Here is a 24267-nt window from a genome sequence, read left to right on the forward strand (position 1 = left end):
TCAAGATAGTGCGGCAGCTTTTTGTTTAGCTTCATAGACTATACGAATTGCCACCGCACCTGTGTTTTTATGTTTTATCGATCTGTGTAGTCGGTCTTTTCACCAAACAGGTAGGTATCGCTTACATATTTCAGAATGACGCGCCCAATTTTAGGGTTGGTGCGTTCAATCAATGGTCGCACAACTAAGCCTTCGCGCATGTGAGCATCCTCTGCCATCAGCAGGGTTTTCCCTTCGCTATAGCGCTTAACCTCTGCCAGATCAAAGGGAATAGTATCCACGACCGGTACGGTTTCAATACCATACTTCTGGCAGATGGACACAAAATCAGGCCAGTTCTGATAATGCCCATCGATCAATAAATCAAAGGCTCGAAAACCCAGGATACCTTTGTACCCATAGTGCAAGGACTGTACCTTGCTCCCATAGACTTCCCCGAATAAGATGACCTGTCGATGTTCTTTCCCTATTTCTTCCAACACGTTTCGTACCGGCTCCAGGGTCAATGGTGACCAGTAGATGTTCGAGGCAAAAACATCATCGACCGGCCGCTTGCGCCTGACGGCTTTTGAGCCACCCATTAATTCGCCTTCGATCAGGCCAACACGACTGTTGGCGCCGTGAATTTTTTCGGTTAGAACAACAGTCTCGCCCTCTTCAAAGATGGCTGGATAGTTGCGCATATTTTCGATATCTGTGTATTCCCAGAATAATGGATCAGCCTGCTCGGCATCTCCCTGACCCGGGCGTATCGGTGGCTCGAACTTTTTGGCACCGTAGTAGTCGGCTACGTTTTCGCCAATATCCCAGCTTTCATCGTCAGGCTGGACGGCCAGGCCAAATGAAGGTTCACCCCGCAATTTGGCGCAGCGAATGCGCTGTTTGGATAGATATTTGGTCACGCCAAAACGTTCACTTACCTCTAACGGCAATACCGTGTCTACAGGAAAGTAGACTATTTTGTCGCCAACCTGGTACTGGCCTTTCTTTACAACAAGTTGCCAACCCAGTACCTGAGCCAACTCCAATGCATCGGCATTGCTATGCGGAGCTATCTTTTCGATTACAGCAACTGGCACAATGAGTGTACTCATAGGCATACCTCTCTTTAACTATTGGCTGCTTAAATTCGCCCTAAAAAATCGTAAGATAATTCTATGCACCTTAAAATCAAAAATGCATGCATATTTTGGACACAATGCTGTACCCGGTAGAAATGGATTCATTAGAGAGCCATCATGTGTTTCTTGCAAAGGCATAATGCACCGCGCACAATGACCTGCATTGCGCGTGGGAAACCTGGTGTGGCTAGAAGTCAAAAAGTGAAAGAAGTTCTCTAAGTCCTATACTATAGGTCAAAGATGATCCGAGCTCGATATCCACCATCTACATGGGTAATGGCGGCTTCGTGCCAGGTCACGGCTTTGATTGCACTGCTCAAGTCGTGGCGCTGACGATCGTAGATCTCTCCATCGGCTCGGCCTATCACTTGTGTTCCGGTGATGGCTTCTATTTCGAAGTGGCGAAAGAGGAGATATTCAGTATCGAATAAAAAAATCAGTTCGTTGAGCCAGGCGATGAGAAGAGAAATGGGATCATGCCCTTCAACGCTGATCTGGCGACTGGTCATAACACGTATTTGTTCGGGTGCGACCATCAAACTTTCCATGCCTTGTGCGGCATGACAAAAGAGCTCTTCGATGGTATTGCCAAAGGCGTGTATGCCAATATCGGCGGTATGTTCGAATACTTCATAAGGCTTTCGCATCACTATCGTGCTGCCCGGGTATTACACGGTTTACGCGATGCATAAACAAATGCTGTCTGATATGCAATTTGTTGCGTATGAGAACCTGAACGCATAATTACCCTTCCTTTCCTTAACTGAAGTATTTCTATCACTATTTCAGAATACGCAATTATTTGCTATTTGTCAATATATAAATCACAAAAATATGACATATTTTATTGTGTTATCTGGAAATTGGTTAATTGGTAGATAAACCCGCTCCCTCCCATATATATCCCACCATCTACATTCACACATTGGCCGTCAGCATAGACAAAAGGCTGTGTAACTTTTTTGGCCGAGCCTCCCACCATGGTATGAATAGGTGTGTGACCATGGATAATCTGCTTTCCGCCAAAGATCATCAGGAAGCGCTCAATAAAATCTTTGCCGCCATAAGGATGATTAAACACTCCGCGCATGGCGAATTCTTCGATTAATTCTTCCCAGGCCAGGGTATTACTTCTTTTCATTAAGGTTTTAAGAGTCTCGTTAACTTCTACGATCGAACGACCATAGCGAGTATAAAAAGTTGCATCGGCATGGACCAGAAGGGCATCTCTTACTATCGCCATGGCAGGACGCTCCGTCAACCAGGTAAGATGTTTATTGGAAAGTTTGGCTAGATCTGTTTTAGCACCTCCATTATGCCGCCATTTTGTAATAAAATTGCTGCTTAATCCTGTGGATCGTCGGCCAAATTGATAGGCTCCCAGCATTAATAGCTCGTGGTTTCCAAGCAGGCAATCAACATGTCCCCCCGACTCCTGGGCTTCATGCTGTAGTTGGATTACATAATCTATCACGGGAATACTATCTGGCCCTCGATCAACAAGGTCTCCGATAAACCATAATGATGCCTCGCCACCAGTCCAGTGATGGGCATGGTTAATTAAATGCGCCTCGTGCAAAATTTTGTGCAGGGCACGGAGATGACCATGGATATCGCCAATGACATATACGGGAACTTCTTGTTGCATCTGGCATTCCTTCTACGCCTGGTTTATATTACACACAATCACAAGAGATGGCATCACTCAGCCAGCGCTTTCGATTGCGGCTTCAGGACTCTTTCGTTCTTAATGGCCTGTTTGTTCATCCAATTTTTTGTGGGATATAGTATTGTACCATTCTTACTGACCGTTTATCATCTTACGATCAAATAAAAGACGGTGGGAGACAACAATGAAACTGTTGTCTCCCACCGTCTTTTATTTGATCGGGTTGGGCTGACTTTATTTATGCTCGCGTCTGGTGAGCCCAGAATTCCAGCAGATCACTCTTGGTCACAATACCTTCGAGCTCCTCGCCATTCATCACAGCTACGGCTGAAGTGCAATCACTGAAGATTGGATAGGCATCCTTTGTGGGGGTGTTGGATTCAAGCGTAGGGAAGGCATCACCTTGAATCTCACCTACAGCACATGTGTCCAGTGGTTCGCCACTGGCCAATCTCCGTAGGAGCAGGTCCTCGGTCAGGCTTCCAATCATATGCCCATCTTTAATTACCGGTGTCTGACTGATGCCGTAACGACGCAGGAGCTCGACAGCATCAGCGACAGAGTCGTCGGGATGAACGCTGACGACCAGTGGCATGCTGCGGGTGTGTGTTCGGCGATAGGTCAAGACATCGTATAAGGTGGGTTGATCGCTCTCTGCCTGGACTAGCAGATCATTTTCGCGCATCCAGGTTTCATTGAACTGTTTGCTTAGATATCCTCGACCTGTGTCGGGCAGCAAAATGACCACTACATCATTAGCGGTCAATCGCTTGGCATAGGCTAAACCAGCCGCCAGGGCGGTACCAGCCGAACCTCCAGTCAGAATACCCTCTTCACGCGCTAATCTCTGAGCCCAATGGAATGAGGAGCGATCATCGATTCGCAGCACTTCATCTACCAGGCTAGGATCGTAGTTACGTGGAAACATATCCATTCCGATGCCTTCTACTTTATATGGCTTCGGCGTGTCACCGGAATAAACTGATCCAGGAGGGTCGGCTCCGATAATTTTAATCGCTGGATTGACTTCTTTTAAATAGCGTGCAGTACCAGAAATAGTTCCACCAGTACCGATACCTGCTACAAATGCTGTGACCCGGCCCGCTGTATCACGCCAGATCTCCGGGCCAGTTGAAGCGTAGTGCGTAGCTGGATTGGCTGGATTTGAGTATTGGTCCGGACAACAGGCACCTGGGATCTCTTCAGCAAGTCGGTGCGCGACATTTTTGTAGTAATCAGGTGAGTCGTGGGTTGCACTACTCGGACAGATCACCACCTCAGCCCCATAGGCACGTAGCAGGCTACGTTTCTCTTCACTTGCTTTGTCCGTCATTACAAAAATACAGTGATAGCCTTTGATTGCAGCTGCAATGGCCAGACCATGCCCTGTATTACCACTTGTTGGCTCAACAATAGTACCACCAGGTCGTAATAAACCTTGTTTTTCACAGTACGCTATCAAATTTGGACCAATGCGATCCTTTACGCTGCCACCTGGATTCATCATTTCCATTTTGACCAGGACAAGCGGTGGAACGTCGCTGGCAATTCGATTAAGACGTACGAGTGGAGTATTCCCGATCGCGTCGAGTACTGTTGGGAAATAATGCATTTCTCCCATCGCAGGTTCTGTTGTTTCTTTCACGTAAGTTTGCCTCTTTGAGGTTGAATTCCTGATGAGCATAAAACGAACCGCACAAACCAGACGCCCTGGTCCAGTGCGGTCCTTCGACAGGCTCCAGTGCCAAGGACACTATAGATCTCTCTATCTAATCTCTTGTTTACTCATCAGGTACTGATGCATATGAGCATATAATCTAGCTCCTAGTATAGCACATGAACGTTCTCTCGTCTCACTGGAGCTCGCTTTTACCAGGGCTTTTTCATGTTCGTCCAGAGATCGCAGGGAGATCACGAGCAAGCGATACGATAGACCTTCTTTCAGGTGTGGAGTGTGTATGATAGGCGGCTGCGGCCGCCCATCATACACACTCCACATACCCAACCCTGCGCCACAGGCGCCAAAGAGGACCATGAAAAAGCCCTGGCTTTTACCATCCCTTAGTTGTCTTTATGATAAAATCATATTTCTATTGGCGCATACATTTTCATGTTGGCATATTTTAATCTGGCACTGAAGGATATACGATGGTACCCAAAACACGCTGGCTTTCGGATGGTATTCTGCTGCTTATTGCAGCGATCTGGGGACTCACATTTGTGTTGATACAAAATGCCATTGCCACTATCCCTCCGTTTTCTTTTGTCGCGCTACGCTTTAGCTGCGCAGCATTGCTGCTCTTGCCATTTCTGGGTAAACAGAAATCAGCCGCTCCCACGACTCTTTCACGTGTACATTTGTTGATGTGTGGAGGATTACTGGGCTTTTTTCTCTTTCTTGGCTATGCTCTACAGACCTTCAGTCTCCTCTATACTACTTCTGGTAAATCAGGCTTCCTGACTGGCCTGGCTGTAACCCTGGTTCCATTGCTGGCATGGCTGATTCTAGGTACACGTCCGGCGCTCCTAGCCTTAATTGGGGTTGGAGTAGCCACCGTTGGGCTCTATTTATTAGCCTTTGTCGATATAAGTACGATCAATCCGGGGGATGTGCTGGCTTTCTTTTGCGCTATCGCCTTTGGCTTACAGGTTGTCTATACTGGTAAGTTTTCAGGACTTGCTTCTGCTCACACTCTGGTGCTCATCCAACTCTCGACTGTGGCAGTATTAAGTGCGATCGCGGCACTCATCTTTGAACCATGGCAGCTAATTTTTCAACACTCGATCTTATTCCAGGCACCTGTAATCATCGCGCTGATTGTAACTGCTGTCTTTGCTACTGCACTGGCTTACCTGGCTCAAACCCACATTCAAAAATTTACGACACCGACCAGGGTAGCACTGATTTTTGCTACTGAGCCCGTCTTCGCGGCCCTGGCCGATTACCTCTGGCATGGCACAACCCTCGGTTTACGCGCATTTATTGGCTGCCTGCTGATCCTGGGTGGAACATTATTGACCGAGATCAAATGGCCGTGGCGCACAGCTCCTGAGCATCCATAAAAATTTAGATCGCCTTCGGCATTTTTTTTGGCTATCTTATGATATAGATCCTCCATTCAAATAGTCACATAACGGGCTAAAAAATTATCGTCTGCAATATCGCAGACAACACTGTATAATGCTCTATTCAAAATTTTTCAGGCAGCATAACTTCTCCACGCAGAGTGCAATGGAGAGTGCAATGCCGCCTGAAACTTGTATGCCATATATCGCTAGAATGTTAAATGTACATTGAAGCTTTGTGACAGTCTCTTCATGGCTTATAGTACGATGTTACCCATGACTGTATTCCAGGGTTCTACGTCGCGGTGAATCTCGTCTGGATTGGTGTGTCTGATTCTGGCGATTTCGGCAGTTAAGCGCTGCAAAGGAATAATAGACACTAGCGGCCTTATCAGGCGTTCGACAGCCGTAAAGCGCAAGTCCTCCTGTCCACTTCCACAGGTATAGACTTCTGCCCCTAAATCTTTCAGGCTTGCAATTAAAAGCTGGGCCCGACCACCATCTTCCCAATCAGGAACCATGACAATCGCTCCCACACCTGCACGGATAGCGGCTGGCGGTCCATGCAACGCATTTTCTAGCTCGATACCTTCAGCCCATTGATAGGTACCTTCTTTAATCTTAAGGGCGGCTTCGGCTACGGTAATGGCGTCCAGACCCATTCCCGCTAGCAGGATCGGCTCGCGGTCGACCAGTTTCTCGGCAATCGCGCTGGGCGCTGGCTCAGCTAGCGTTGTCTCTATGGCTTCAGGAACGCTATGGATGGCTGTGAGGAAACGATGTCCCGCTTCTCCTGTGACACTGGCAACCAGGTGCGCCAGTGCGGTCAGTGCGGTGGTATATGAAACGGTATGTGTCCCCGCCAGCTCATTAGAACAGGTATGAATGGTATAGTCAGCATCCTGAGCAGGTGCATCCAGACAGGTAATGGCAATAGTTAGAGCTCCTGCCTGGCGCGCGCGCGTTAGTGCCTGCCGAGGGAAACGTTTTGTGCCACGATGACTGATTACAATAACCTGGTCCTGGCTTGATATGGGAGCGGAGAGAGCCAGTTCATGTGCGTTGAGTACGCTGGCACGTATCTTTCCAGCACTAAGCTCATACAACCAGTAGGCGGCCACTCGACAGGCGTGTAGAGATGTGCCAATACCTGAAAAGATAAATGGTCTTTCACTATCCAGTATGGGTATGTCAATACGTGCAATTAATGAACGGATAGCGTCGGCCTGGGAAGCAATCTGCTTATCAAGAGCAAAATCCATATATAAACCAGCTCCTTCTTCTATAGATCCCTTAAAAAATACCTGTGCCTGCATTCGCAGTGGTGATAGTGACTATCTTAAAGCAAAAGTGGACTTGTGAACAGAACCATTTCTAGCTATAATAGCCATACCACTTTCGGGCAGCTCAACGGGAGGCCTTCATGGAAAAAAATCTTTTCAATGCCGCTTTACTCACAATCATACTCGATCCTGGGTCTGCTATGCCACTATATCGCCAGCTCTATACTGCAATGAGACAGACAATTCTTGCAGGCACATTACCCGGGGGCACAAAGCTTCCTTCCACACGGGCATTTGCTCAGACCCTTGGAGTTTCACGCGCAACGGTGATCATTGCCTTTGAACAATTGCTATATGAAGGCTACATACGAGGCATCGTTGGCAGCGGCACCTATGTTGAGCACGTTCTTCCCGATGAATTGCTGCGCCTCCCCAATCAGCAACTATCTTCAGAGCAAACGCAAAAAGCGCAGGCTGATACCCAACTCTCGGCTCGCGGTAAAATTATTGCCAATTCAACGGTCGCCCCACTTCATAATTGGGACGATGTGTTACTTCATCGGGCCTTTCGTCATGGTGTACCAGCACTGCATGAATTTCCATTTAAGCTCTGGTCGCAATTGGCAGCTAAACGCTGGCGCAATGTCGATCCAACCTCTTTTGGGTATACCGATCCGGCGGGCTTTCGCCCCCTCCGCCGAGAAATTGCCCACTACCTGCAGACGGCTCGTGGTGTGAGTTGTTCAGAAGAGCAGATTATTATTGTCGCTGGTTCGCAACAGGCTATTAACCTGTCCGCGCAACTGTTGTCTGATCCTGGAGATGATGTGTGGATTGAAGATCCTTGTTACCTGGGGGCGCGGGGAGCCCTTTTAAGTAGTGGGGCACATCTTGTGCCGGTCCCAATTGATGCCGAAGGCATTGATGTGGCATATGGCAAAGCGGTCAGTCCTCAGGCACGCATGGTATACGTGACGCCTTCTCATCAGTTTCCATTGGGTACAACGATGAGTTTATTGCGCCGTATCTCATTGCTGCATTGGGCTGCGCATACAGGTAGCTGGATTTTAGAGGATGACTATGACGGCGAGTATCGTTATGCGGGCCATCCATTGGCCTCATTGCAGAGTCTGGATCAGGCTGACCGAGTTATCTATATTGGAACCTTTAGCAAAGTACTTTTTCCTGGCTTGCGTATCGGCTACCTGGTATCTCCACCAGCATTGATCGATGCCTTTATCGCGGCCCGGGCCGCCGCCGATAGGCATGCCCATATGCTGGATCAAATGGTTTTGACTGATTTTATGGCCGAGGAGCATTTTGCTCGTCATGTACGCCGTATGCGTGCGCTCTATGAAGGACGGCAGGCTACGCTGGTAAGGGCGGCTCAACATAGTTTCCTGGCTGACATCTTGATTGTAGAGCCCGATGAAGCTGGTATGCATCTACTGGCTAAACTTCCGCTTACACGAAGGGACACGGAGATCACTGCGCTGGCGGCCAGTGCCGGAATCGCGGTGACACCAGTATCTAAATACTATATGAAGCATCCCCCAACCAATGCGCTGATGCTTGGCTATGCTGCATTCAATGAGCAGGAAATCCATCGTGGCATTCAAGCCCTGGCTGCCGTCCTCCACTCAACAAAAAATAATGACCCGGCAGCAGCACTCGATAATGATTCTGGGTAGAGCTATAGATCAGTCTTGCTCAACTTCGACGGTAAAACCTTTTGATTTTAAGCCGGCTGCCAGGCCAAAGAGGCGCGCATCACCACGTACGATCCATAGTAGTTCCGGTTGCCTGCCTTTATTTTCGCCCTGCTCCCACTCACACTCATAGGTGCCCTGCCATTGACGATGCTGCACCCTGCCTTGATATTGCCAGGGATTAGCCATGGGCCGTCGATGGTTGAAGCCAAAACCTGAACCGTCGACACTGGCAAAATCTTTACTTCTAAAAACAACTTTCATTTCGATCTCCTGTGAAAATTTCTCTGTCGCGCTGGTCGCATTTGATAGCAGGCCACCTCTTAGTATACAACTCTCTCAATGCGTCAGCATAGCACTTACGCTATACTCACAGTTACAATGGCACAAATTTCTGGCACGTCCACTAAAATCGAAACAAAAGAAAAAAAATGAACGTATCATTAAACGTATACAGACTATAGAGGGACGCTATTAGCAAAGCTTGATCTCTCTATATATCTGGTATCAACCAGTTAGCAATTACTACATTAGATAAGAGAGATAAACCTATGCCAGCACTTGTATTTTGGATCGATGTCGATAATACCTTGCTCGATAACGATGGTATTAAGGAAAAGCAAAATCAATTTCTCCAGACAGATTTAGGTCCCGCCTTGACGGAACGCTATTGGGAATTGTATGAGGAGGTGCGAAAAGAACGTGGGGTTGTGGACATTCCCCTGGCACTACAATACTTCCGCGAACGTACCTCGCAAGAAGAGTTGAGCGACTACACATTTCAACATGTGGCTTCGATGTTTGAAAACTTTCCGTTTCAAAAAGCCTTATTTCCACATGTTTTAGAGACCATGGAGTATTTAAATAGTATCGGTACTGTTGTGATCGTCTCTGACGGCGATTTAAACTATCAGGCCGAGAAAATCTTCAGTAGCGCACTGGCAGATGCCGTTAGTGGTCGTGTGCTCCTCTTTGTGCATAAGCAGGAACATATTGAGGATATCCAACAACGCTATCCCGCCGATCATTGGGTTATTATCGATGATAAACCAAAAATCCTTTTTGATGTTAAACAGTCAATGGGAGATAAAATGACCACGGTATTTGTGAAGCAGGGGAAATATGCAAAAGAGCCCTTCCCGGAGGCATATGTTCCCGATATTACAGTCGAACATATTGCTGATGTACGCAATGTGCCAGCAGAACAGTTCTGGGGTCAGCAAAAATTTTAGCAGCAGGGAAGTTTTCACTTTCCCCTGATCCTAAAACAAACTAGCAGTAATCGGGGCAAGCCGGATCCATCATCATTTATGACCTGGCTTACCCTTTTTGTATATTCAGGGCTATTTTGCTCGCAACGCTATACTAGAATAGTATAATGTATAGAATAATGGCGTGTGTTTTCTTCATATTTTACGGTTATACTTATTATATGAGTTCTACAGGCATTCTGTAAGGAGCAGGTATGTTTAAGCACTCCTCACCTTATCTCTCACTCAAAAAGGAAGTTCTGTCTACTCTTTTTGAGGATGTTTCACAACGTTCTACGATAGAAGCCTGTGGAGTACTTCTGGGCACTATTGATGCAGATGGGAACTGGCATGTTGATCGGGCCCACCCTTTGCAGAATACGGCAGATTCTCCGGTCTACTTTGAGTTTGCTCCCGAAGAATTGCTCCAGTTTGAACTACTCAATCCAGATCAAATCATTGGTGTCTACCACAGCCATCCAACAGGGTATCCAAGAGCCAGTGATACAGATTGCGAAAATATGCAGCGCGTCAATCAAGCCCAAAATATTCCATGGGTCTGGGTTATTATTAAAGGCCCTTTTAATACACCCCACCATGAGCTCACATCTGCCTCCCTTATCGCCTACCATCATTTTGCTAATAGTGGACTAAAACACATTACCATCCATACTGGCTAAAAAAAGGGGAGCTAGCAAATCAGTTATAAACCTAGCCACACCTTTATAAATACGTTATAATAATGAGCGCTGAATTGCTTTTAAATAACATATCAGCAATCGCATACAAGCGAGATAAGCAGGAGCAAAAAAATATGAAATGCCTAAGGTGTGGAAACGAGCTACAAACCGCTGGGGAGGTTTGTGGACGTTGTGGGACCCCATCCGCTCCCCCGGGCAATCCAACATCCAATAACTATTTTTCTACTTCCCAACATGGTCAATCAGCGCAGAATACCAATGGGGTATCTCCCTCTTCTCAATCCCGTTTATCCCAATTTGGTTTGCCTCAACAGCATAATTTCGCCAGACCAGTTTCTTCGGTTCCCGCAACTCCGCCATTTGATCCAGTATATGCAGCTAACCCGGTTCCCAGTGGCATTCATCACGATGCCACAGAAGCAATGATCCTCCCTCCAATAAATAGTCAACGACTTTCCAACCCTCCCGGTCCTTATCCTTCACAACCTGACTATAAGCCATTCTATAATCCAGGCAACAGGCCACCATCCAGTGGTCAGCTCTTGACACAGAATCCACGCAAAGGCCCTTCTCCATCTGCTATTCTTGTCGCATGCATTTGTCTGGTACTGATCGTCATAGGTGCTATTGGTCTTTCTACAATTTATGTGACCAGCCATAATAATCAGCAAAGAGCAACACAGAAGCCTCCTCAAGCGTATAAGACTACTGTAGCAGTTGCTACTGCCCCTGCGGCCACAGCAACACCAATAGCTGTTGCGACGACAGTGCCAGAAGCCGGCTTTACATGGTGTGGTAGTGAGTGCGCCCCCAGCGGTTTTATTGATGAGTATCCCCTGGGCTGGCAGTTAAGCGCTCTTCCCAGCGTCGCTGGCGCTCAATTTGTCAATCCACAGCAACCCGATCAAATCGCTGTCTATAAACGGCTGGATAATCCAACTATGGCAGCCGATCAATTGCTGGCGGCTGAGATTCAGACAACGTATGCCAGTAAACCTGGTTATGAGGCACCTCAACCACCTACCGGCCAGGCGGCCACTATTGGAGGGGAGACCTGGTCGACTGCGACTATTGCCTATATGAGCGATAATCAAACAAAAGAACATGTTGCTGTCTGTGTAACTGTTCATCAAGGAAAAATATTTGTGATGGAATTCCAGGCACCGGATGCCCAATTTGCACAAGTAAGTACGGCGTATTACAATATCATGATTGGTAAGTTCCAATTTATACAAACCGGGACACCATAATCGGAGGAAAAGTTGAAATACTTTCTGAGCGGACTGGTGTTCGTAAGTGGCATGACAAGTTTAGCTCTTGAGATGTGTGCATCACGTCTCCTGGGTGCCTATTTTGGTACCTCGCTTTTTATCTGGGGCAATCTCATTGGTCTGATTCTGCTTTACCTGATGGTGGGTTACTTCTTGGGAGGACGCATCGCTGATCGCTACCCACATACACAGGTGTTGTGTGTGATTACTGCGGCGGCGGCTCTTTCCATCATAATTATTCCCTTCGTATGTCAAAGCATTCTTACCTGGTCAGTCACTGGACTCGAACAAGTTTCCGTTAGCATTTTTCTTGGTTCACTGGTTGGCACTATGTTGCTATTTGCCATTCCAGTCATCCTACTTGGGCTTGTCTCACCATTTGCGGTTCGCTTGATCACAAATGATGTGAAAAAGAGCGGTCGCATCAGTGGCTCACTCTATGCCATTTCTACGGTTGGTAGCATCCTGGGGGCCTTTTTACCAGTGCTCTGGCTGATTCCTACCTTTGGAGTACGGCGCACGCTTCTTATCTTTGGGGTGGTGCTACTGGCGGCTTCCCTCTGGGGCATTCTTCCTCGCTGGCGACGCATCACATCTATTTTGCCTGTGCCAGCATTGATTATTTTATTGATTGCCGCTCAGGCTGTGCAGCTAGGCCCTTTGAAAGAGATTCCTCACCTGATCTATGAACAGGAATCCTTTTATAACTACATTCAGGTAACCAAAGAGCCAGATGGCACACGCCAACTCATTCTGAATGAGGGACAGGCTATCCACTCGGTGTATAATCCAGATAGTACTGCGCAACTTACGGGATGGTATTGGGACTACTTTTTGGCTGCGCCTTATTTTAATACAGGCTTTAAACCTGCACAATTGAAGCGCGTTGGGATTATTGGACTGGCCGGTGGCACTGTAGCACGTCAGTTCTCTCAGGTCTATCCTCAAGTTCAAATTGATGGCGCTGAAATTGATCCCGCCATCGTTGATGTTGGACGACGCTATTTCAACATGAATGAACCTGATCTTCATGTGTATACGCAGGATGGACGTACGTTCCTGGCTTCATCCCATCATACCTACGATGTGGTAGCCATTGATGCGTTCCAACAACCATATATTCCGTTTCAATTTACAACACGTGAGTTTTTTACGCAGGTTCGTGACCATCTTTCTTCGACGGGCGTTGTCGCCCTCAATACCGGACATACAGCGCATGATTATCGCCTGGTCCAGGCCTTTGTAAATACCCTGAGTACAATCTTTCCCAATGTCTATGTTTTCAATGTACCAGGGACGATTAACACTGAAATTATGGCCACAATGCAACCAACCTCGCTTGAGACGTTCCGTGAGAATCTTTCTCAGTTCCCAGCCAATACAACACTGGGACAGCTCGCTACTGAAGTTCTACCTGTGGCTACGCGCGGTCGCGCGGATGGAGGAATAGTCTTTACTGATGACAAAGCACCGATTGAGCAGATCACTGATCAATTGTTGCTTAACTACATTTTGCAACCCTGAATATTGACAGCAGCAAAGTAAATTTGTTGTAATAAAATGAGGGTTCTCCATCAGGCATGGGTAGACGAACCTAGAAAGCGGAGAGGAAATACGATCATGGCGGTAGTAGCAGTTATTGGTGCACAGTGGGGAGATGAAGGGAAAGGCAAGATTGTCGATGAGCTGTCTATGCGCGCAGATTATGTAGTGCGCTATCAAGGCGGCAATAATGCAGGCCATCGTGTGGTACATGAGGGCGGTGAGTTTTCCTTTCATCTCGTCCCTTCAGGTATTCTTTTCCCTAATACTACTTGTATCATTGGCAATGGAGTTGTGGTCGATCCAAAGGGTCTGCTCGATGAATTGGAGCTTTTAAAAGCACAGGGCATCGATATTTCACGGCTCTATATCAGTGAACGAGCGCATGTCGTCATGCCATATCATTTTGTGCTGGATCGCCTGGAAGAGGAGTCTCGTATAGGAGAGAAACTTGAGGGCACTCCTCGTGGCATTGCCCCTGCCTATGTAGATAAACATGCGCGCACCGGCATCCGGATGGCGGAGCTTCTCGATGTGGATGCTTTTCGTGCTAAATTATCGATGATTCTGCAACAGAAGAATCGTATGATTACTCAGATCTATGGACAACCGGCTCTTTCCCTGGAAGAAATCCATGGCGAGTATTTTAAATATGGCCAGCAATTGTATTCACATGTCGCCGATACACAAAAAATGCTCCTGGATGCACTATCCGAACATAAAACGATTCTTCTCGAGGGTGCACAGGGCGCCCTGCTAGATATCGACTTTGGCACCTATCCTTATGTGACGTCTTCTTCTACGATGGCAGCCAATGCGGCTGTTGGTGCTGGACTACCTCCACGCTGTATCGATCGCGTGGTTGGAGTCTATAAAGCCTATACCACACGCATTGGTAGCGGTCCAATGCCCACTGAAATCTTTGATACGGCCACGGCTGATGTGCTACGTGAAAAAGGTCATGAATATAAAATTCATAATGGCCGCGAACGCCGCTGCGGCTGGTTCGATGGCGTGGCTGGACGCTTCATCGCGCAGATCAATGGTCTGGATGCCGCCGTCATCACTAAGTTAGATGTGTTGGATACGCTACCTACCATCAAAATTTGTACCGCCTATAGCCTGCGTGGACAGACTATCCATAGCCTCCCGGCTGCACCAAATGATCTGGCCGCCTGCGAACCTATTTATGAAGAAGTTGAAGGTTGGCAGTGTAGCACTACCGGCGTCAGTACCTATGAGGAACTGCCTGCCGCGGCAAAGAATTATTTGAAACGGTTGGAGGAGGTGCTGGAAACACCGATCGTCATGGTTTCAGTCAGTCCTCAGCGTGGAAAGACGATTCAGACGCAAGATATTCTGGCGGAGCCAACTTATGATAATCACTACCCCAGAAATGCGATGAAATAGTTCTTTTCGGAGAATCAGGAGAACACAACGGGAGCGCAGCGATGATTGGCTGCGCTCCCGTTGTGTTCTCCTGGTTTTTATCCCAGAGGATTTTTAGTTAATACGGCCCAGGCGCGGGGATACTGTGGGGGCAGGCTTTGTACTGCTCCCAGTGTAAAAGTCTGCGGCCATCATCCAGACCAACCAGGGTGACAGGAAGATCAGCTTTCAAACGGGTGCCAAGCAGGCTGGCGGCCCGCTTTCCTTGAAGAAATTCTTCTCCCATCTCCCCCTTTTTGGGTAAGATTATAGAGCCACCGATACGACAAAATGGTGCACTGCATTCCAGTAACGCTGCCAGTGCTGAGACAGCGCGTGCCGTTACCAGATCAAAGGTCCCACGATAGTTCCGCTTGTGGGCAATGTCCTCAGCCCTACCATGGATGATCTCAACATTTTTTAATTGCAACAGGTCAACTATATGCTGCAAAAATATAGTCTTCTTCCCCGTCGCTTCAATCAAAGTGACCTTCCAATCTGGCCGCGCGATCTTTAAAGGCAAACCAGGAAATCCCGGACCTGTGCCAATGTCGAGTAGACGTATATCCTTTTGCTTGTCATAGGCTTGCAGCAAGGTCAATGAATCGAGGAAGTGTTTTAGCAACACTTCCTCTGGCTCCTTGATTGCTGTCAGGTTAAAGCGTGTATTCCAATCCAGCAGTTCTCGTCGATAGAGCAAGAAGGCCTCCTCATGCTGTTGAGAGAGACCTAATTGCGCTAATCCTGCTCGGAATACGGCTGAGGATTCTTCAGACATATTACGATACTAACTTCCGCTTACTATTCAGATAATCAACCAGGAGATACTCTCCCAGGTTGTCTTTGTCCGCATAAAAGGTGCGGCCATGGTTGATCTGGGCCAATTGGTTAACGAAAGCTACCATCCAATGATCGTCATAAAGCATAAACGTATTGATGGTAATGCCATCGCGTGTGCAGCGCTGTACCTCTAGCAGGGTTTGCTGTTCGGCAAAAGGACTTGGATAGGCGAATTGCCAGCCATATTCTTCCTCGTACCAGACAGTTGGACCACCATCGGTAATCATGATGATCTGCTTGTTGGTCCCGCGTTGCTTGGCCAGTAGCTGGCGAGCCAGCATCAAACCATGGGCCATATTGGTGCCGCGCTCATTGTCGTAACGGCTCAGTTCCAGCAGCTCGTTGGGCTTGTATTCCCGAGCCAGGTAAGAGAAGCCGACGATATACAGGTTGTCGCGTGGGAACTGCGAACGAATCAAGCTCTCCAGGGCGACAGCTACTTTCTTGGCCGACTGCTGACAACCATTATAAATCATACTCAGACTCATATCGATCATCAGTACGGTCGATGATTGCGTGGTGAACTCAGTACGGTAAACCTCAAAGTCTTCCTTGGCCAGGTTGACAGGTGTACCTGTACCACGCCGATGGACGGCGTTCATCAGGGTCTTTTCCAGATCCAGCAGGAATGGATCACCAAATTGATAGGCCTTGCTCTCGTCGGTACGTTCGCCGCCTACCCCACGGAAAGGACTGATGTGGCGACCAAAGCCGTCACGCTTCATTTTGTTGAAGATATCCTGGAGTGCTTTTTGCCCGATTTTGCGAATACCTCGCGCCGTCAGCTCCCAGCGACTGCCTTTTTTCTGAATATAGCCAGCTTCTTCCAGCGTCTTCATCAGCTCTTTTAGCTGCTCGACCGATTGGTACTCTTCATCACCCAATAAGTCTTTAACTTTCTGACTGTCGATGGCTTCCAGATTTTCTAAGCGCCGGGCCTCCTGGAATTGTTCTTCCAGCCCATCCATTTGCTGCATCTGGCCCATTACGCGCATAGCTTCATTCAATGGTAACGATTCGTTACCACGGAATGGAAAACGTGTACGCATCTGCTCAGAGGGCGCAACCGCCTCTAAGTTCTGGGCCAACTCCATCATGTCTACGCGAATGCGATCATCCCCATCAGCTGTTCCATCAGGTCCTGCAATTCCTGACGCTGCTCTGGTGAGAGATTATCCATGATACCCTGCATGGCTGCTGCTTGCTGCTGCATCTGCTCGATCAGATCATCCAGGGAGTTGACTCCTGGAAAATACTGGCCGTGCTTCTGCATAAAAGAGTCGAAGTCGGGCTCAAGACCCTCCTGCCGCTCGCGCAACATCTTATTCAGGTCGCGGATCATCTCGCGTAAGTTAGCAATGTCTTCCGGAGACATATTCTGCAATGATTGCTGCATGCCCTGGAAAAATTGCTGCATCATTTGCTGCTGCAAGCCCTGCATCAGCTCATTGAATTTTTCGCGTGCCTGGTCGTCCATGAAATCATAGTCAGACAGACCTTTGATCTGGCCAGGAATATCCTTCGGCAGTCCATCTAAAAAATCCTGCTTGCGTTTAGCAATCATTTCTAACATACGCTGCTTCTGTTCAGGCGTTAATCCATCACTCTCAGAGCCACTCTGGCCCGATTGAGCTGATTGGCCCTGCTCCCCCTGACTTCCCATCTGGGACTGTTGGCCAGATTGACCTTGCTGCCCCTGCTCACCAGATTGCGGCTGCTGACCAGATTGATCTTGTTGCCCCTCTTCACCAGGCTGGCCTTTCTGCGTGGAGGGATCGGTTGGGGACTCAGGTTGGCGACCTTCCAGGCGCTGCTGGATACCATCACGTTCAAGCTTTTTGATTTCTTCTAGCTTTTCACGTAGATCATCCATAACGCCTGAAGCCATGTTGTAGCGATTGAGTTGCTCTTTGCGCGTATTGCGCATACGCTCCATCATCTCGCGTAAACCCATGGCTTTGCGGCCATCCTGCCCCTGAATGCCTTCCTGCATCAAGCGCTTAAGCGCCTGCTGCAGGTTGCCATCTTCCATATAATCATCGGCAAGTGCGTTAAGAATATCATCCGCATCGATGCCGTCTATTTTTTGAGTTCCGTCCCAACGGGTATAGCCATAGCGATTTCGAGAAAATCGATTGAACATGCTCGCATCCTTTAGCGTCGATAGCGCGTTTTACCACCTACTTCATCCTTATTAAGACGTCGGTTCAGATGGAGCCCTTCGAGAATGAACTCAATTGTAGATGCGATTAAGGCAGGATTGCCTCGACCGTGCAGTTTGTCGATCGCTTTGCTCAAACCACCAACCTTTGAGAGCTGATTCACATATTCCATTGAGGGCATATCATCCCCTACCTGGACATTGAGTCCGCGCTCAAAACCTGCTACTAATTGCTCGAATTCACGTTGCTCGAAGTACTCACCAAACACGCTTAGAATAGCGCCATTGATCAATTTTTGAACGACGCGCTCTTCTTTAATATCGCCAACCGCGTCAAGTTCGATTTTGCCACAGGTAGAAGCCATGATAGCCTCTAAGTCACTGACACGTGGCACAACCTGGCGCTCTTTCAAGCGCAGTGCTCTACGACTGGCGTTACTGAGCACATTCTCATAGTTAGAGACAGTGACGCGTACGCTGACGCCAGAACGCTGGCTGATATCGTTACTCCGCCGGGCCAGGTGGGTAATTTCCGCAATCACTTCTTTCATAAACTGCGGGACCGCCACATCCAGTCCATCGGAGAGGAAATGACTGCTCTCGGCCTCCATGATCGTGATTTCATGATCAATGGTATGAGGATAATGGGTACGAATCTCTGAACCGACGCGGTCCTTCAATGGGGTAATGATACGACCACGATTGGTATAATCTTCAGGGTTCGCGCTGGCTACCACGTAAACGTCCAGAGGCAGGCGAATCTTATATCCACGAATCTGCACGTCGCGCTCTTCCATAATATTAAGCAGACCAACCTGAATACGCTCGGCCAGGTCGGGCAACTCATTAATACAGAAAATGCCACGGTTCGTGCGTGGGATCATCCCATAGTGGATTGTTAATTCGTCGGAGAGATAACGGCCTTCGGCCACACGGACCGGATCAACCTCTCCAACCAGGTCAGAGATAGTAATATCTGGGGTCGCTAGCTTCTCACCGTAGCGACGTTCCCTCGGTATCCACTCAATCTCAGTTCGATCCCCAAATTCTTCAATCTTGTCACGGCCAGATTTGCTTATCGGCTCAAATGGATCATCATTAATTTCACTACCAGCAATAATAGGAATATATTCATCTAACAAATTGACCAGACTGCGCGCAATACGTGTCTTGGCCTGTCCTCGCTCACCAAGGAAGATAATATCTTGCCCTGAGAGAATAGCGTTCTCAATCTGAGGAATCACGGTGTCCTCGTAGCCAATGATCCCTGGGAATAGCTCTTCTCCGTCACGAATCTTCTGGATAAGGTTCTTGCGCATTTCTTCTTTAATGGGAAGCACCTTATATCCACTATCACGCAATTCACCAATAGTGCGCGGTCGAGTAGTGATGGTCATTCGGTTTTATGCTACCTTTCTTGGGGGTTGGCTCGTGTGATACATGTCTTGGATTGAGGGCGAGTAACCGATCCGGCATGATCCTACGGGACCAAAAACATGTGGAACCATACTTGATTCTACAGCCTGCATTTAGAAAACGCAAGGGTAAACCAATACTAGGGTGTCATTCATTTTTTTGCAGAGCCATCTTGAAGCATGCGATGCGAAAAGGTTTGCCTTCCCCAGCGTTTTTGTCCCTCGGTTCGTCCTTTGCGAGAAGAAGGTTGTGGAGCAAACGTAGAGGAAGGCAACCGCAAACAGATGTGCAGAATGAGCGCTCGCAGTTCTTGCGCGCAGCGAGCGCGTCGCTGGAGACTTCGCTGCTGTCGTTGGCCATGGTGATGATCGTTGCGCCAGCGTTGCTGATACTGCCAACTCTCTTCCCAGCGCTCGTTACACATCTCTCCCCGTAAGGCGAGCATGGGATTGACATTGCCCGGCTCCCAATGCATTCCTGCTCCCTTGAGACGGGCTTGCATCACCACTTTGTTGGCGCTTTCGACCATTCCTGAGCCAATGGGCCATCCCTGGGCTTGAAACTGCGGATAGTTCATCTGCGCCAAACGCTTGCCGAAGTAACGGAGCGCATCGGTGACCGCGGGCAACGGCCGAGCACGTTTCCACCACTGCAGATGCCTCATGATGCGTTCTGGCCCCGCATGTTTGAGCTCATGAAGAACCACATTGAGCCAGCGAGCAGGGACATGATAACCCTGCTGTTGTCCCTGTTCGGCGACCTGACCAAGGTAGTGGGCAGCATGGGCAAAATCTAAGATGCGCACCGCATCATGGCGATGTCCATCCACAAAGCCTTGCAGCCACTCGGCGCCATCCTGGATGGCACATACCTGCCTGGCCTGTGCGATCCCTCGCCGCGTCACTTCCGCCGAAGCCAGATCCGCAAAGATTGATGCATCCGCCAACCGCGCAAAGTAGCTATGCTGCTCGGTTTTCGCTGTTGAGGGGTTCACCTGAGCAAATACGGCCATTTTCACTTCACCCCAGATCCCACCGCGCAAGGGCACCATCCCGCCATCACTGCCCATCGCCATCTGCTCCACCACTGGAGCGGCAGGAAGAGGGAAACGAGGTCGGGCGGCTTCGGGATGGGCTTGTTCGCTCTGGATCGCCTCGGCGATCTGTCCTGCCTGCAAGGTACAGCGCCGGACGCTAGCCTCACTGATGCGAATGCCAAGCAACGCCTGCACTTCTTTGGCGGCTTGCCCAAAAGGCAGATGCGTTCCTAAGCGAACCAGACTTTGATGGGCGTGAGGTAACAACGCGGTGGGAGGCAGTTGCAGTTGCTCATCGAGGGGAAAAAAGCTGTATCCGCAGGCGGGACAGCTCTGGTAGTCACGGCTCACGTTCACTTCTTGCTGTCCTCGTGTTTGAAAGGTTCGGGTACGTGCCCCTCGTTGATGCATGCGTGTGCCGCATTGCGGACACGATCGTGGCCCCTGCTGGGTGGTTTCCCTCTCTGCTTGGGCCATCTCTTCAATGATGCGAGCCCGTACCTGATCGAGTTGGGCATCAATGGCGGCTTCAATTTCGGCCAGGGTGGCTTTGGGATGCTCCTTCTGCCATTGAGCAAGCGTATGAAAGGCTTCTTGACTTTGTTGCTGCCAGCGTTGCTCCAGGTCTTCTGACTTCATGATCGTGCCCACCTTTCTCTTCCTTGCGTTTGAGTTGTTTCTATCTTACCATTTTGGCTCTGCAAAAAAATGAATGACACCCCCAATACTAAGCGTCTGCTACGGCTGCATTACTACGCTTTTTTCTGGTTTATCCTTGCGCTCTTTGTGGCTGAGTTTATTTTGTTGTGCGCTCTATACCGCTCTGGCCATACGGGTAGGCAAATGTTGCGGCACACTGGTAACGACGATACCTGGACGGAAAAGCAGGGCGGCTTTCAAGGTCAGGGCCGTCTGGTTATGCAAAATGTGCTCCCATAGATGGGCCACGATGAACTCCGGCAACAACACCGTCAGGGTGTAGTCGGGATAGAGTTCGTGGACCGTGTCAATATAGGCCAGTAAGGGCCGTGTCAGAGAGCGATAGGGCGATTCGATCACAACCAGTTCAGTCTTCTCGCTAGCTCCAATGTTTGGCCGCCATTGTTTCCAGGCTTCACGTACACGCTGCTCGTCGTCAGCGTCAATGGCAACGTGTACCGCGATTACATTATCTGAGATCGAACGGGCATATGAGAGGCTTTGGACCGAGACACGATCCATGCCAGCAATCGGTACGATGAATAGATGCTTGATATCGGCTGGTTTGGCTGGAATATTGGTGGTGCGCTCTTGCTCAACCCGCTTATAGTGGGCATGAATACCTATGAACATCAAGACCAGCAAGGGGATCAGCACTACAACGATCCAGGCACCAGATAAGAACTTTGTATAGGCAATTACTATAGCCACCAGGGCGGTAGTCAAAGCGCCAGTTCCATTGATAATTGCACTACGTAGCCAGTTCTTTTGCTGATCGCGTAGTCGCCACCAATGCAATACCATACCACTCTGGGACAGCGTGAAGGACATGAATACGCCTACAGCATACAGGTCGATTAGATGATCAACGCTGCCATCAAAGACCAGCAATAGGGTGCTGGCCATAATCGCCAGGAAGACGATACCGATTGAGAAGGCCAGGCGGTCTCCACGGAAAGCAAACTGATGCGGCAGGAAGTTGTCGCGCGCTAGCAGCGATGCCAGACGTGGAAAGTCGGCATAACTGGTATTGGCTGCCAGGGTCAGGATAAGCAGAATGCCTAGCTGGAAGACAGGGAACATAAATGCCAGCGGACCCCTGAAGATATGTGACGCCAGTTGCGCAATTACGGTCTGAGTTCCACTCGGGTCGGGCGCAATACCATTGGTGAGGGTAAGCAGGGTGATACCACCAAACAGGAAACCCAGAATAATTGCCATCCACATCAAGGTAGTTCTGGCGTTTCTAGCTTCTGGCTTTTTAAAGGCGGGCACACCATTGGAGATAGCTTCCACACCTGTCATAGCCGAACATCCAGAGGCAAATGCTCTCAATACAAGGAAGAGCGAAATGGATTCAGTCGCTTTGACGGCCTGGTTATTCAGTGTATGGAAAGTTCCAATCAGTGGTTGGTGATGAATGACAAAAGCATCAAACACACCCACTATGATCATAAAGACGGCACTAACGATAAAGAAGTACGTGGGAATAGCAAAAATCGAGCCGGATTCACGTACACCACGTAGGTTTACGACCGTGATGACAACCACCAGCGCAACATCCACCAATGCCTCCAAATGAGGAGCATTTAAAAAGTGAAAAACAGGAATAGAAGCCAGATTTTGTACGCCCGAGGCAACACTTACTGATACAGTTAAGACATAATCAATCAATAGTGAGGCAGCGGCTATCAGGCCTGCCTTGACCCCCAGGTTGTCTTTGGCCACGATATAGGAACCACCACCATTAGGATAAGCAGGGATGGTCTGACTATATGATAAAGCGACGATCGCTAATAAAGCAATAATTGCGATACTGATAGGAAGAATTAAGTGTAAAGAGGTTAATCCTGCGAAGAGCAGGACCCCCATACAGGCCTCTGTCGCATAGGCAACTGATGAAATGGCGTCTGATGAGAGTACCGCCAGGGCTTTGACTTTGGTTAGCCGTTCATGCTCTGCCTGTGAGTTGGCCAGTGGCGCACCAATCAGTGCCCTCTTAACATAATAAAAGACGCGGCTTCCACCTCGTGGTGGGGCTAGCATCTCATCAGTGGCTGTGAGGAGCCCCGGGCTTACACTCAGTAGGGCCTTTTTACTGGGCCGAACCGTCCGAATCCGTTCATGACTGGGATACTTCCCTCTAATAATTTCTGTGCGAGCAATGCGAGCAGGATCATCTTCGTCGATGAGACCTGCGGTCTCCAGCATTTCTTGTTCGTTCTTACCAGTTGTATTGAGGACCCGCGTTTCCTTCTGATCCATCGCTTGTGCTCTCCTAATAGTGCCACAGCATCAGAATTTGATGAGGCATAAAACCAGAGGCTAACAGAAAAACTATGATCTGTTTTCCCATAAACCTGCCGGGTTGTACCCGATTTATATAACTGATGCATTATATGGCATAGGATCTCAATAAATCCTAAAGAAAATTAGCGAATCTCTCAATATTTCATCACAGATACAGCGGTGCTGATACGCAATCGCTCAAGATTCATTGCAATTTTTAGCCAGCTTAATAAGAATGTGGCATCAAGACTGGCCTCTCTCTTGTCGATCTATGCATGCGCTGCAGCCAGGCGATAGACCAGGCTTTGAACTTTTGCCAGGCTGGATATCTACCCGGCAATCTCACAATGAGCAGAGGAGTATGGCTGTTGCGCAACAATTGCTGCATCTCTTCTTTACTAATCAGCAATACTTTATCCTTGCGCATAAATAACAAAATTGCATCACAGTCCATTTCCCTGGCCAGGACCTGCATACTTTTGGCGCTATCAACGCTATAGAGCTCCACAGGCTCCACGGGCACATGGAAGCGCTTTGCTTTATATCCAGTCAGGGCCAGAAAATCTTTTGATTGTTCGATATGCCCCAACAATGGACGACCAGGTTTTCCAAGCGTAGGATGCGCAAGCCACGAACCAACGACCAGCGTTGACTGTGTCTGGCGCGCAAATATCAATGCATACTCAATGGCCGTGCCATCAATACCATGAGTAAAGGGAAGCAATAAACGTCTCATCGAGAACGTCTCCCACTCTAGCAACTTTTGGTTTCACTACGTCACTGCTT

Annotated in this window: 20 protein-coding genes; 7 read left to right on the forward strand and 13 right to left on the reverse strand. The window is 48.6% G+C overall.

The genetic code is table 11. The features are described 5' to 3' along the window. Positions 1 to 74: 74 nt before the first annotated feature. The 4 genes from EL645_RS00520 to EL645_RS00535 all read right to left on the reverse strand — a co-directional run bounded on the left by EL645_RS00520 (position 75) and on the right by EL645_RS00535 (position 4435). Complete coding sequence (locus EL645_RS00520; RefSeq protein WP_161976996.1) at positions 75 to 1094, reverse strand: RNA ligase (ATP); 1020 nt, start codon at positions 1092 to 1094, stop codon at positions 75 to 77. A gap of 254 nt (positions 1095 to 1348) precedes the next feature. Beyond that, positions 1349 to 1768, reverse strand: coding sequence for an archease (locus tag EL645_RS00525; protein ID WP_126548237.1), 420 nt, complete (start codon positions 1766 to 1768; stop codon positions 1349 to 1351). A gap of 197 nt (positions 1769 to 1965) precedes the next feature. Then, positions 1966 to 2769 (reverse strand): metallophosphoesterase family protein, encoded by an 804-nt coding sequence (locus EL645_RS00530; protein ID WP_126548238.1) that lies wholly within the window; start codon positions 2767 to 2769, stop codon positions 1966 to 1968. Positions 2770 to 3028: 259 nt separating this feature from the next. Beyond that, positions 3029 to 4435, reverse strand: coding sequence for a cystathionine beta-synthase (locus EL645_RS00535; protein ID WP_246035236.1), 1407 nt, complete (start codon positions 4433 to 4435; stop codon positions 3029 to 3031). 503 nt (positions 4436 to 4938) lie between these two features. Between EL645_RS00535 and EL645_RS00540 the strand changes: the two genes are divergently transcribed. Continuing rightward, on the forward strand, positions 4939 to 5853 hold the full coding sequence (locus EL645_RS00540) for a DMT family transporter (RefSeq protein ID WP_126548239.1): 915 nt from the start codon (positions 4939 to 4941) through the stop codon (positions 5851 to 5853). 260 nt (positions 5854 to 6113) lie between these two features. Here EL645_RS00540 and EL645_RS00545 read toward each other — a convergent pair whose 3' ends face one another. Continuing rightward, positions 6114 to 7118: an SIS domain-containing protein gene (locus EL645_RS00545; protein ID WP_161976997.1), complete on the reverse strand. Its 1005-nt coding sequence runs from the start codon at positions 7116 to 7118 to the stop codon at positions 6114 to 6116. A gap of 161 nt (positions 7119 to 7279) precedes the next feature. On the opposite strand from EL645_RS00545, the gene pdxR reads away from it, so the two are divergent. Beyond that, positions 7280 to 8830: a MocR-like pyridoxine biosynthesis transcription factor PdxR gene (pdxR, locus tag EL645_RS00550; protein ID WP_126548241.1), complete on the forward strand. Its 1551-nt coding sequence runs from the start codon at positions 7280 to 7282 to the stop codon at positions 8828 to 8830. A gap of 9 nt (positions 8831 to 8839) precedes the next feature. Here the strand turns inward: pdxR and EL645_RS00555 are convergent, their stop codons facing one another. Beyond that, the gene (locus tag EL645_RS00555; protein WP_126548242.1) at positions 8840 to 9112 is read right to left on the reverse strand and encodes a hypothetical protein; all 273 of its coding nucleotides are present in this window, start codon (positions 9110 to 9112) and stop codon (positions 8840 to 8842) included. A 287-nt stretch (positions 9113 to 9399) separates the two neighbouring features. Here EL645_RS00555 and EL645_RS00560 point away from each other — a divergent pair, with 287 nt between their 5' ends. From EL645_RS00560 to EL645_RS00580, 5 genes are all read left to right on the forward strand, one after another. Then, on the forward strand, positions 9400 to 10080 hold the full coding sequence (locus EL645_RS00560) for an HAD family hydrolase (protein ID WP_126548243.1): 681 nt from the start codon (positions 9400 to 9402) through the stop codon (positions 10078 to 10080). 233 nt (positions 10081 to 10313) lie between these two features. Further along, positions 10314 to 10778 (forward strand): M67 family metallopeptidase, encoded by a 465-nt coding sequence (locus tag EL645_RS00565; RefSeq protein ID WP_126548244.1) that lies wholly within the window; start codon positions 10314 to 10316, stop codon positions 10776 to 10778. A gap of 134 nt (positions 10779 to 10912) precedes the next feature. After that, on the forward strand, positions 10913 to 12049 hold the full coding sequence (locus tag EL645_RS00570; protein ID WP_126548245.1) for a hypothetical protein: 1137 nt from the start codon (positions 10913 to 10915) through the stop codon (positions 12047 to 12049). A 51-nt stretch (positions 12050 to 12100) separates the two neighbouring features. Next, complete coding sequence (locus EL645_RS00575) at positions 12101 to 13594, forward strand: spermidine synthase (RefSeq protein ID WP_126548246.1); 1494 nt, start codon at positions 12101 to 12103, stop codon at positions 13592 to 13594. A 96-nt stretch (positions 13595 to 13690) separates the two neighbouring features. Next, positions 13691 to 15022: an adenylosuccinate synthase gene (locus tag EL645_RS00580; RefSeq protein WP_126548247.1), complete on the forward strand. Its 1332-nt coding sequence runs from the start codon at positions 13691 to 13693 to the stop codon at positions 15020 to 15022. Between the two features lie 97 nt (positions 15023 to 15119). Here the strand turns inward: EL645_RS00580 and rsmG are convergent, their stop codons facing one another. From rsmG to EL645_RS00610, 7 genes are all read right to left on the reverse strand, one after another. Further along, complete coding sequence (gene rsmG / locus EL645_RS00585) at positions 15120 to 15818, reverse strand: 16S rRNA (guanine(527)-N(7))-methyltransferase RsmG (protein ID WP_126548248.1); 699 nt, start codon at positions 15816 to 15818, stop codon at positions 15120 to 15122. A gap of 1 nt (position 15819) precedes the next feature. Next, on the reverse strand, positions 15820 to 16968 hold the full coding sequence (locus EL645_RS40425; RefSeq protein ID WP_218031646.1) for a vWA domain-containing protein: 1149 nt from the start codon (positions 16966 to 16968) through the stop codon (positions 15820 to 15822). A gap of 11 nt (positions 16969 to 16979) precedes the next feature. Continuing rightward, positions 16980 to 18023: a hypothetical protein gene (locus EL645_RS40430; protein ID WP_218031647.1), complete on the reverse strand. Its 1044-nt coding sequence runs from the start codon at positions 18021 to 18023 to the stop codon at positions 16980 to 16982. 11 nt (positions 18024 to 18034) lie between these two features. Beyond that, the gene (locus EL645_RS00595; protein ID WP_126548249.1) at positions 18035 to 19438 is read right to left on the reverse strand and encodes a sigma 54-interacting transcriptional regulator; all 1404 of its coding nucleotides are present in this window, start codon (positions 19436 to 19438) and stop codon (positions 18035 to 18037) included. Between the two features lie 170 nt (positions 19439 to 19608). Further along, positions 19609 to 21132 (reverse strand): ISKra4 family transposase, encoded by a 1524-nt coding sequence (locus EL645_RS00600; RefSeq protein WP_126548250.1) that lies wholly within the window; start codon positions 21130 to 21132, stop codon positions 19609 to 19611. A 174-nt stretch (positions 21133 to 21306) separates the two neighbouring features. Beyond that, on the reverse strand, positions 21307 to 23457 hold the full coding sequence (locus EL645_RS00605) for an APC family permease (RefSeq protein WP_246035237.1): 2151 nt from the start codon (positions 23455 to 23457) through the stop codon (positions 21307 to 21309). Positions 23458 to 23707: 250 nt separating this feature from the next. Continuing rightward, entirely contained in the window at positions 23708 to 24217 is a 510-nt protein-coding gene (locus EL645_RS00610) for a universal stress protein (RefSeq protein WP_126548251.1), read from the reverse strand. Positions 24218 to 24267: the final 50 nt, after the last annotated feature.

The organism is Dictyobacter kobayashii (genome assembly GCF_003967555.1).
Lineage (GTDB): Bacteria > Chloroflexota > Ktedonobacteria > Ktedonobacterales > Ktedonobacteraceae > Dictyobacter > Dictyobacter kobayashii.

Coding starts and splice junctions, on each gene's coding strand:
- EL645_RS00520 (WP_161976996.1), bottom strand. CDS start 1,094: ATGAGTACACTCATTGTGCCAGTTGCTGTAATCGAAAAGATAGCTCCG.
- EL645_RS00525 (WP_126548237.1), bottom strand. CDS start 1,768: ATGCGAAAGCCTTATGAAGTATTCGAACATACCGCCGATATTGGCATA.
- EL645_RS00530 (WP_126548238.1), bottom strand. CDS start 2,769: ATGCAACAAGAAGTTCCCGTATATGTCATTGGCGATATCCATGGTCAT.
- EL645_RS00540 (WP_126548239.1), top strand. CDS start 4,939: ATGGTACCCAAAACACGCTGGCTTTCGGATGGTATTCTGCTGCTTATT.
- EL645_RS00545 (WP_161976997.1), bottom strand. CDS start 7,118: ATGGATTTTGCTCTTGATAAGCAGATTGCTTCCCAGGCCGACGCTATC.
- pdxR (WP_126548241.1), top strand. CDS start 7,280: ATGGAAAAAAATCTTTTCAATGCCGCTTTACTCACAATCATACTCGAT.
- EL645_RS00555 (WP_126548242.1), bottom strand. CDS start 9,112: ATGAAAGTTGTTTTTAGAAGTAAAGATTTTGCCAGTGTCGACGGTTCA.
- EL645_RS00560 (WP_126548243.1), top strand. CDS start 9,400: ATGCCAGCACTTGTATTTTGGATCGATGTCGATAATACCTTGCTCGAT.
- EL645_RS00565 (WP_126548244.1), top strand. CDS start 10,314: ATGTTTAAGCACTCCTCACCTTATCTCTCACTCAAAAAGGAAGTTCTG.
- EL645_RS00570 (WP_126548245.1), top strand. CDS start 10,913: ATGAAATGCCTAAGGTGTGGAAACGAGCTACAAACCGCTGGGGAGGTT.
- EL645_RS00575 (WP_126548246.1), top strand. CDS start 12,101: ATGACAAGTTTAGCTCTTGAGATGTGTGCATCACGTCTCCTGGGTGCC.
- EL645_RS00580 (WP_126548247.1), top strand. CDS start 13,691: ATGGCGGTAGTAGCAGTTATTGGTGCACAGTGGGGAGATGAAGGGAAA.
- rsmG (WP_126548248.1), bottom strand. CDS start 15,818: ATGTCTGAAGAATCCTCAGCCGTATTCCGAGCAGGATTAGCGCAATTA.
- EL645_RS40430 (WP_218031647.1), bottom strand. CDS start 18,023: ATGTTCAATCGATTTTCTCGAAATCGCTATGGCTATACCCGTTGGGAC.
- EL645_RS00595 (WP_126548249.1), bottom strand. CDS start 19,438: ATGACCATCACTACTCGACCGCGCACTATTGGTGAATTGCGTGATAGT.
- EL645_RS00600 (WP_126548250.1), bottom strand. CDS start 21,132: ATGAAGTCAGAAGACCTGGAGCAACGCTGGCAGCAACAAAGTCAAGAA.
- EL645_RS00605 (WP_246035237.1), bottom strand. CDS start 23,457: ATGGATCAGAAGGAAACGCGGGTCCTCAATACAACTGGTAAGAACGAA.
- EL645_RS00610 (WP_126548251.1), bottom strand. CDS start 24,217: ATGAGACGTTTATTGCTTCCCTTTACTCATGGTATTGATGGCACGGCC.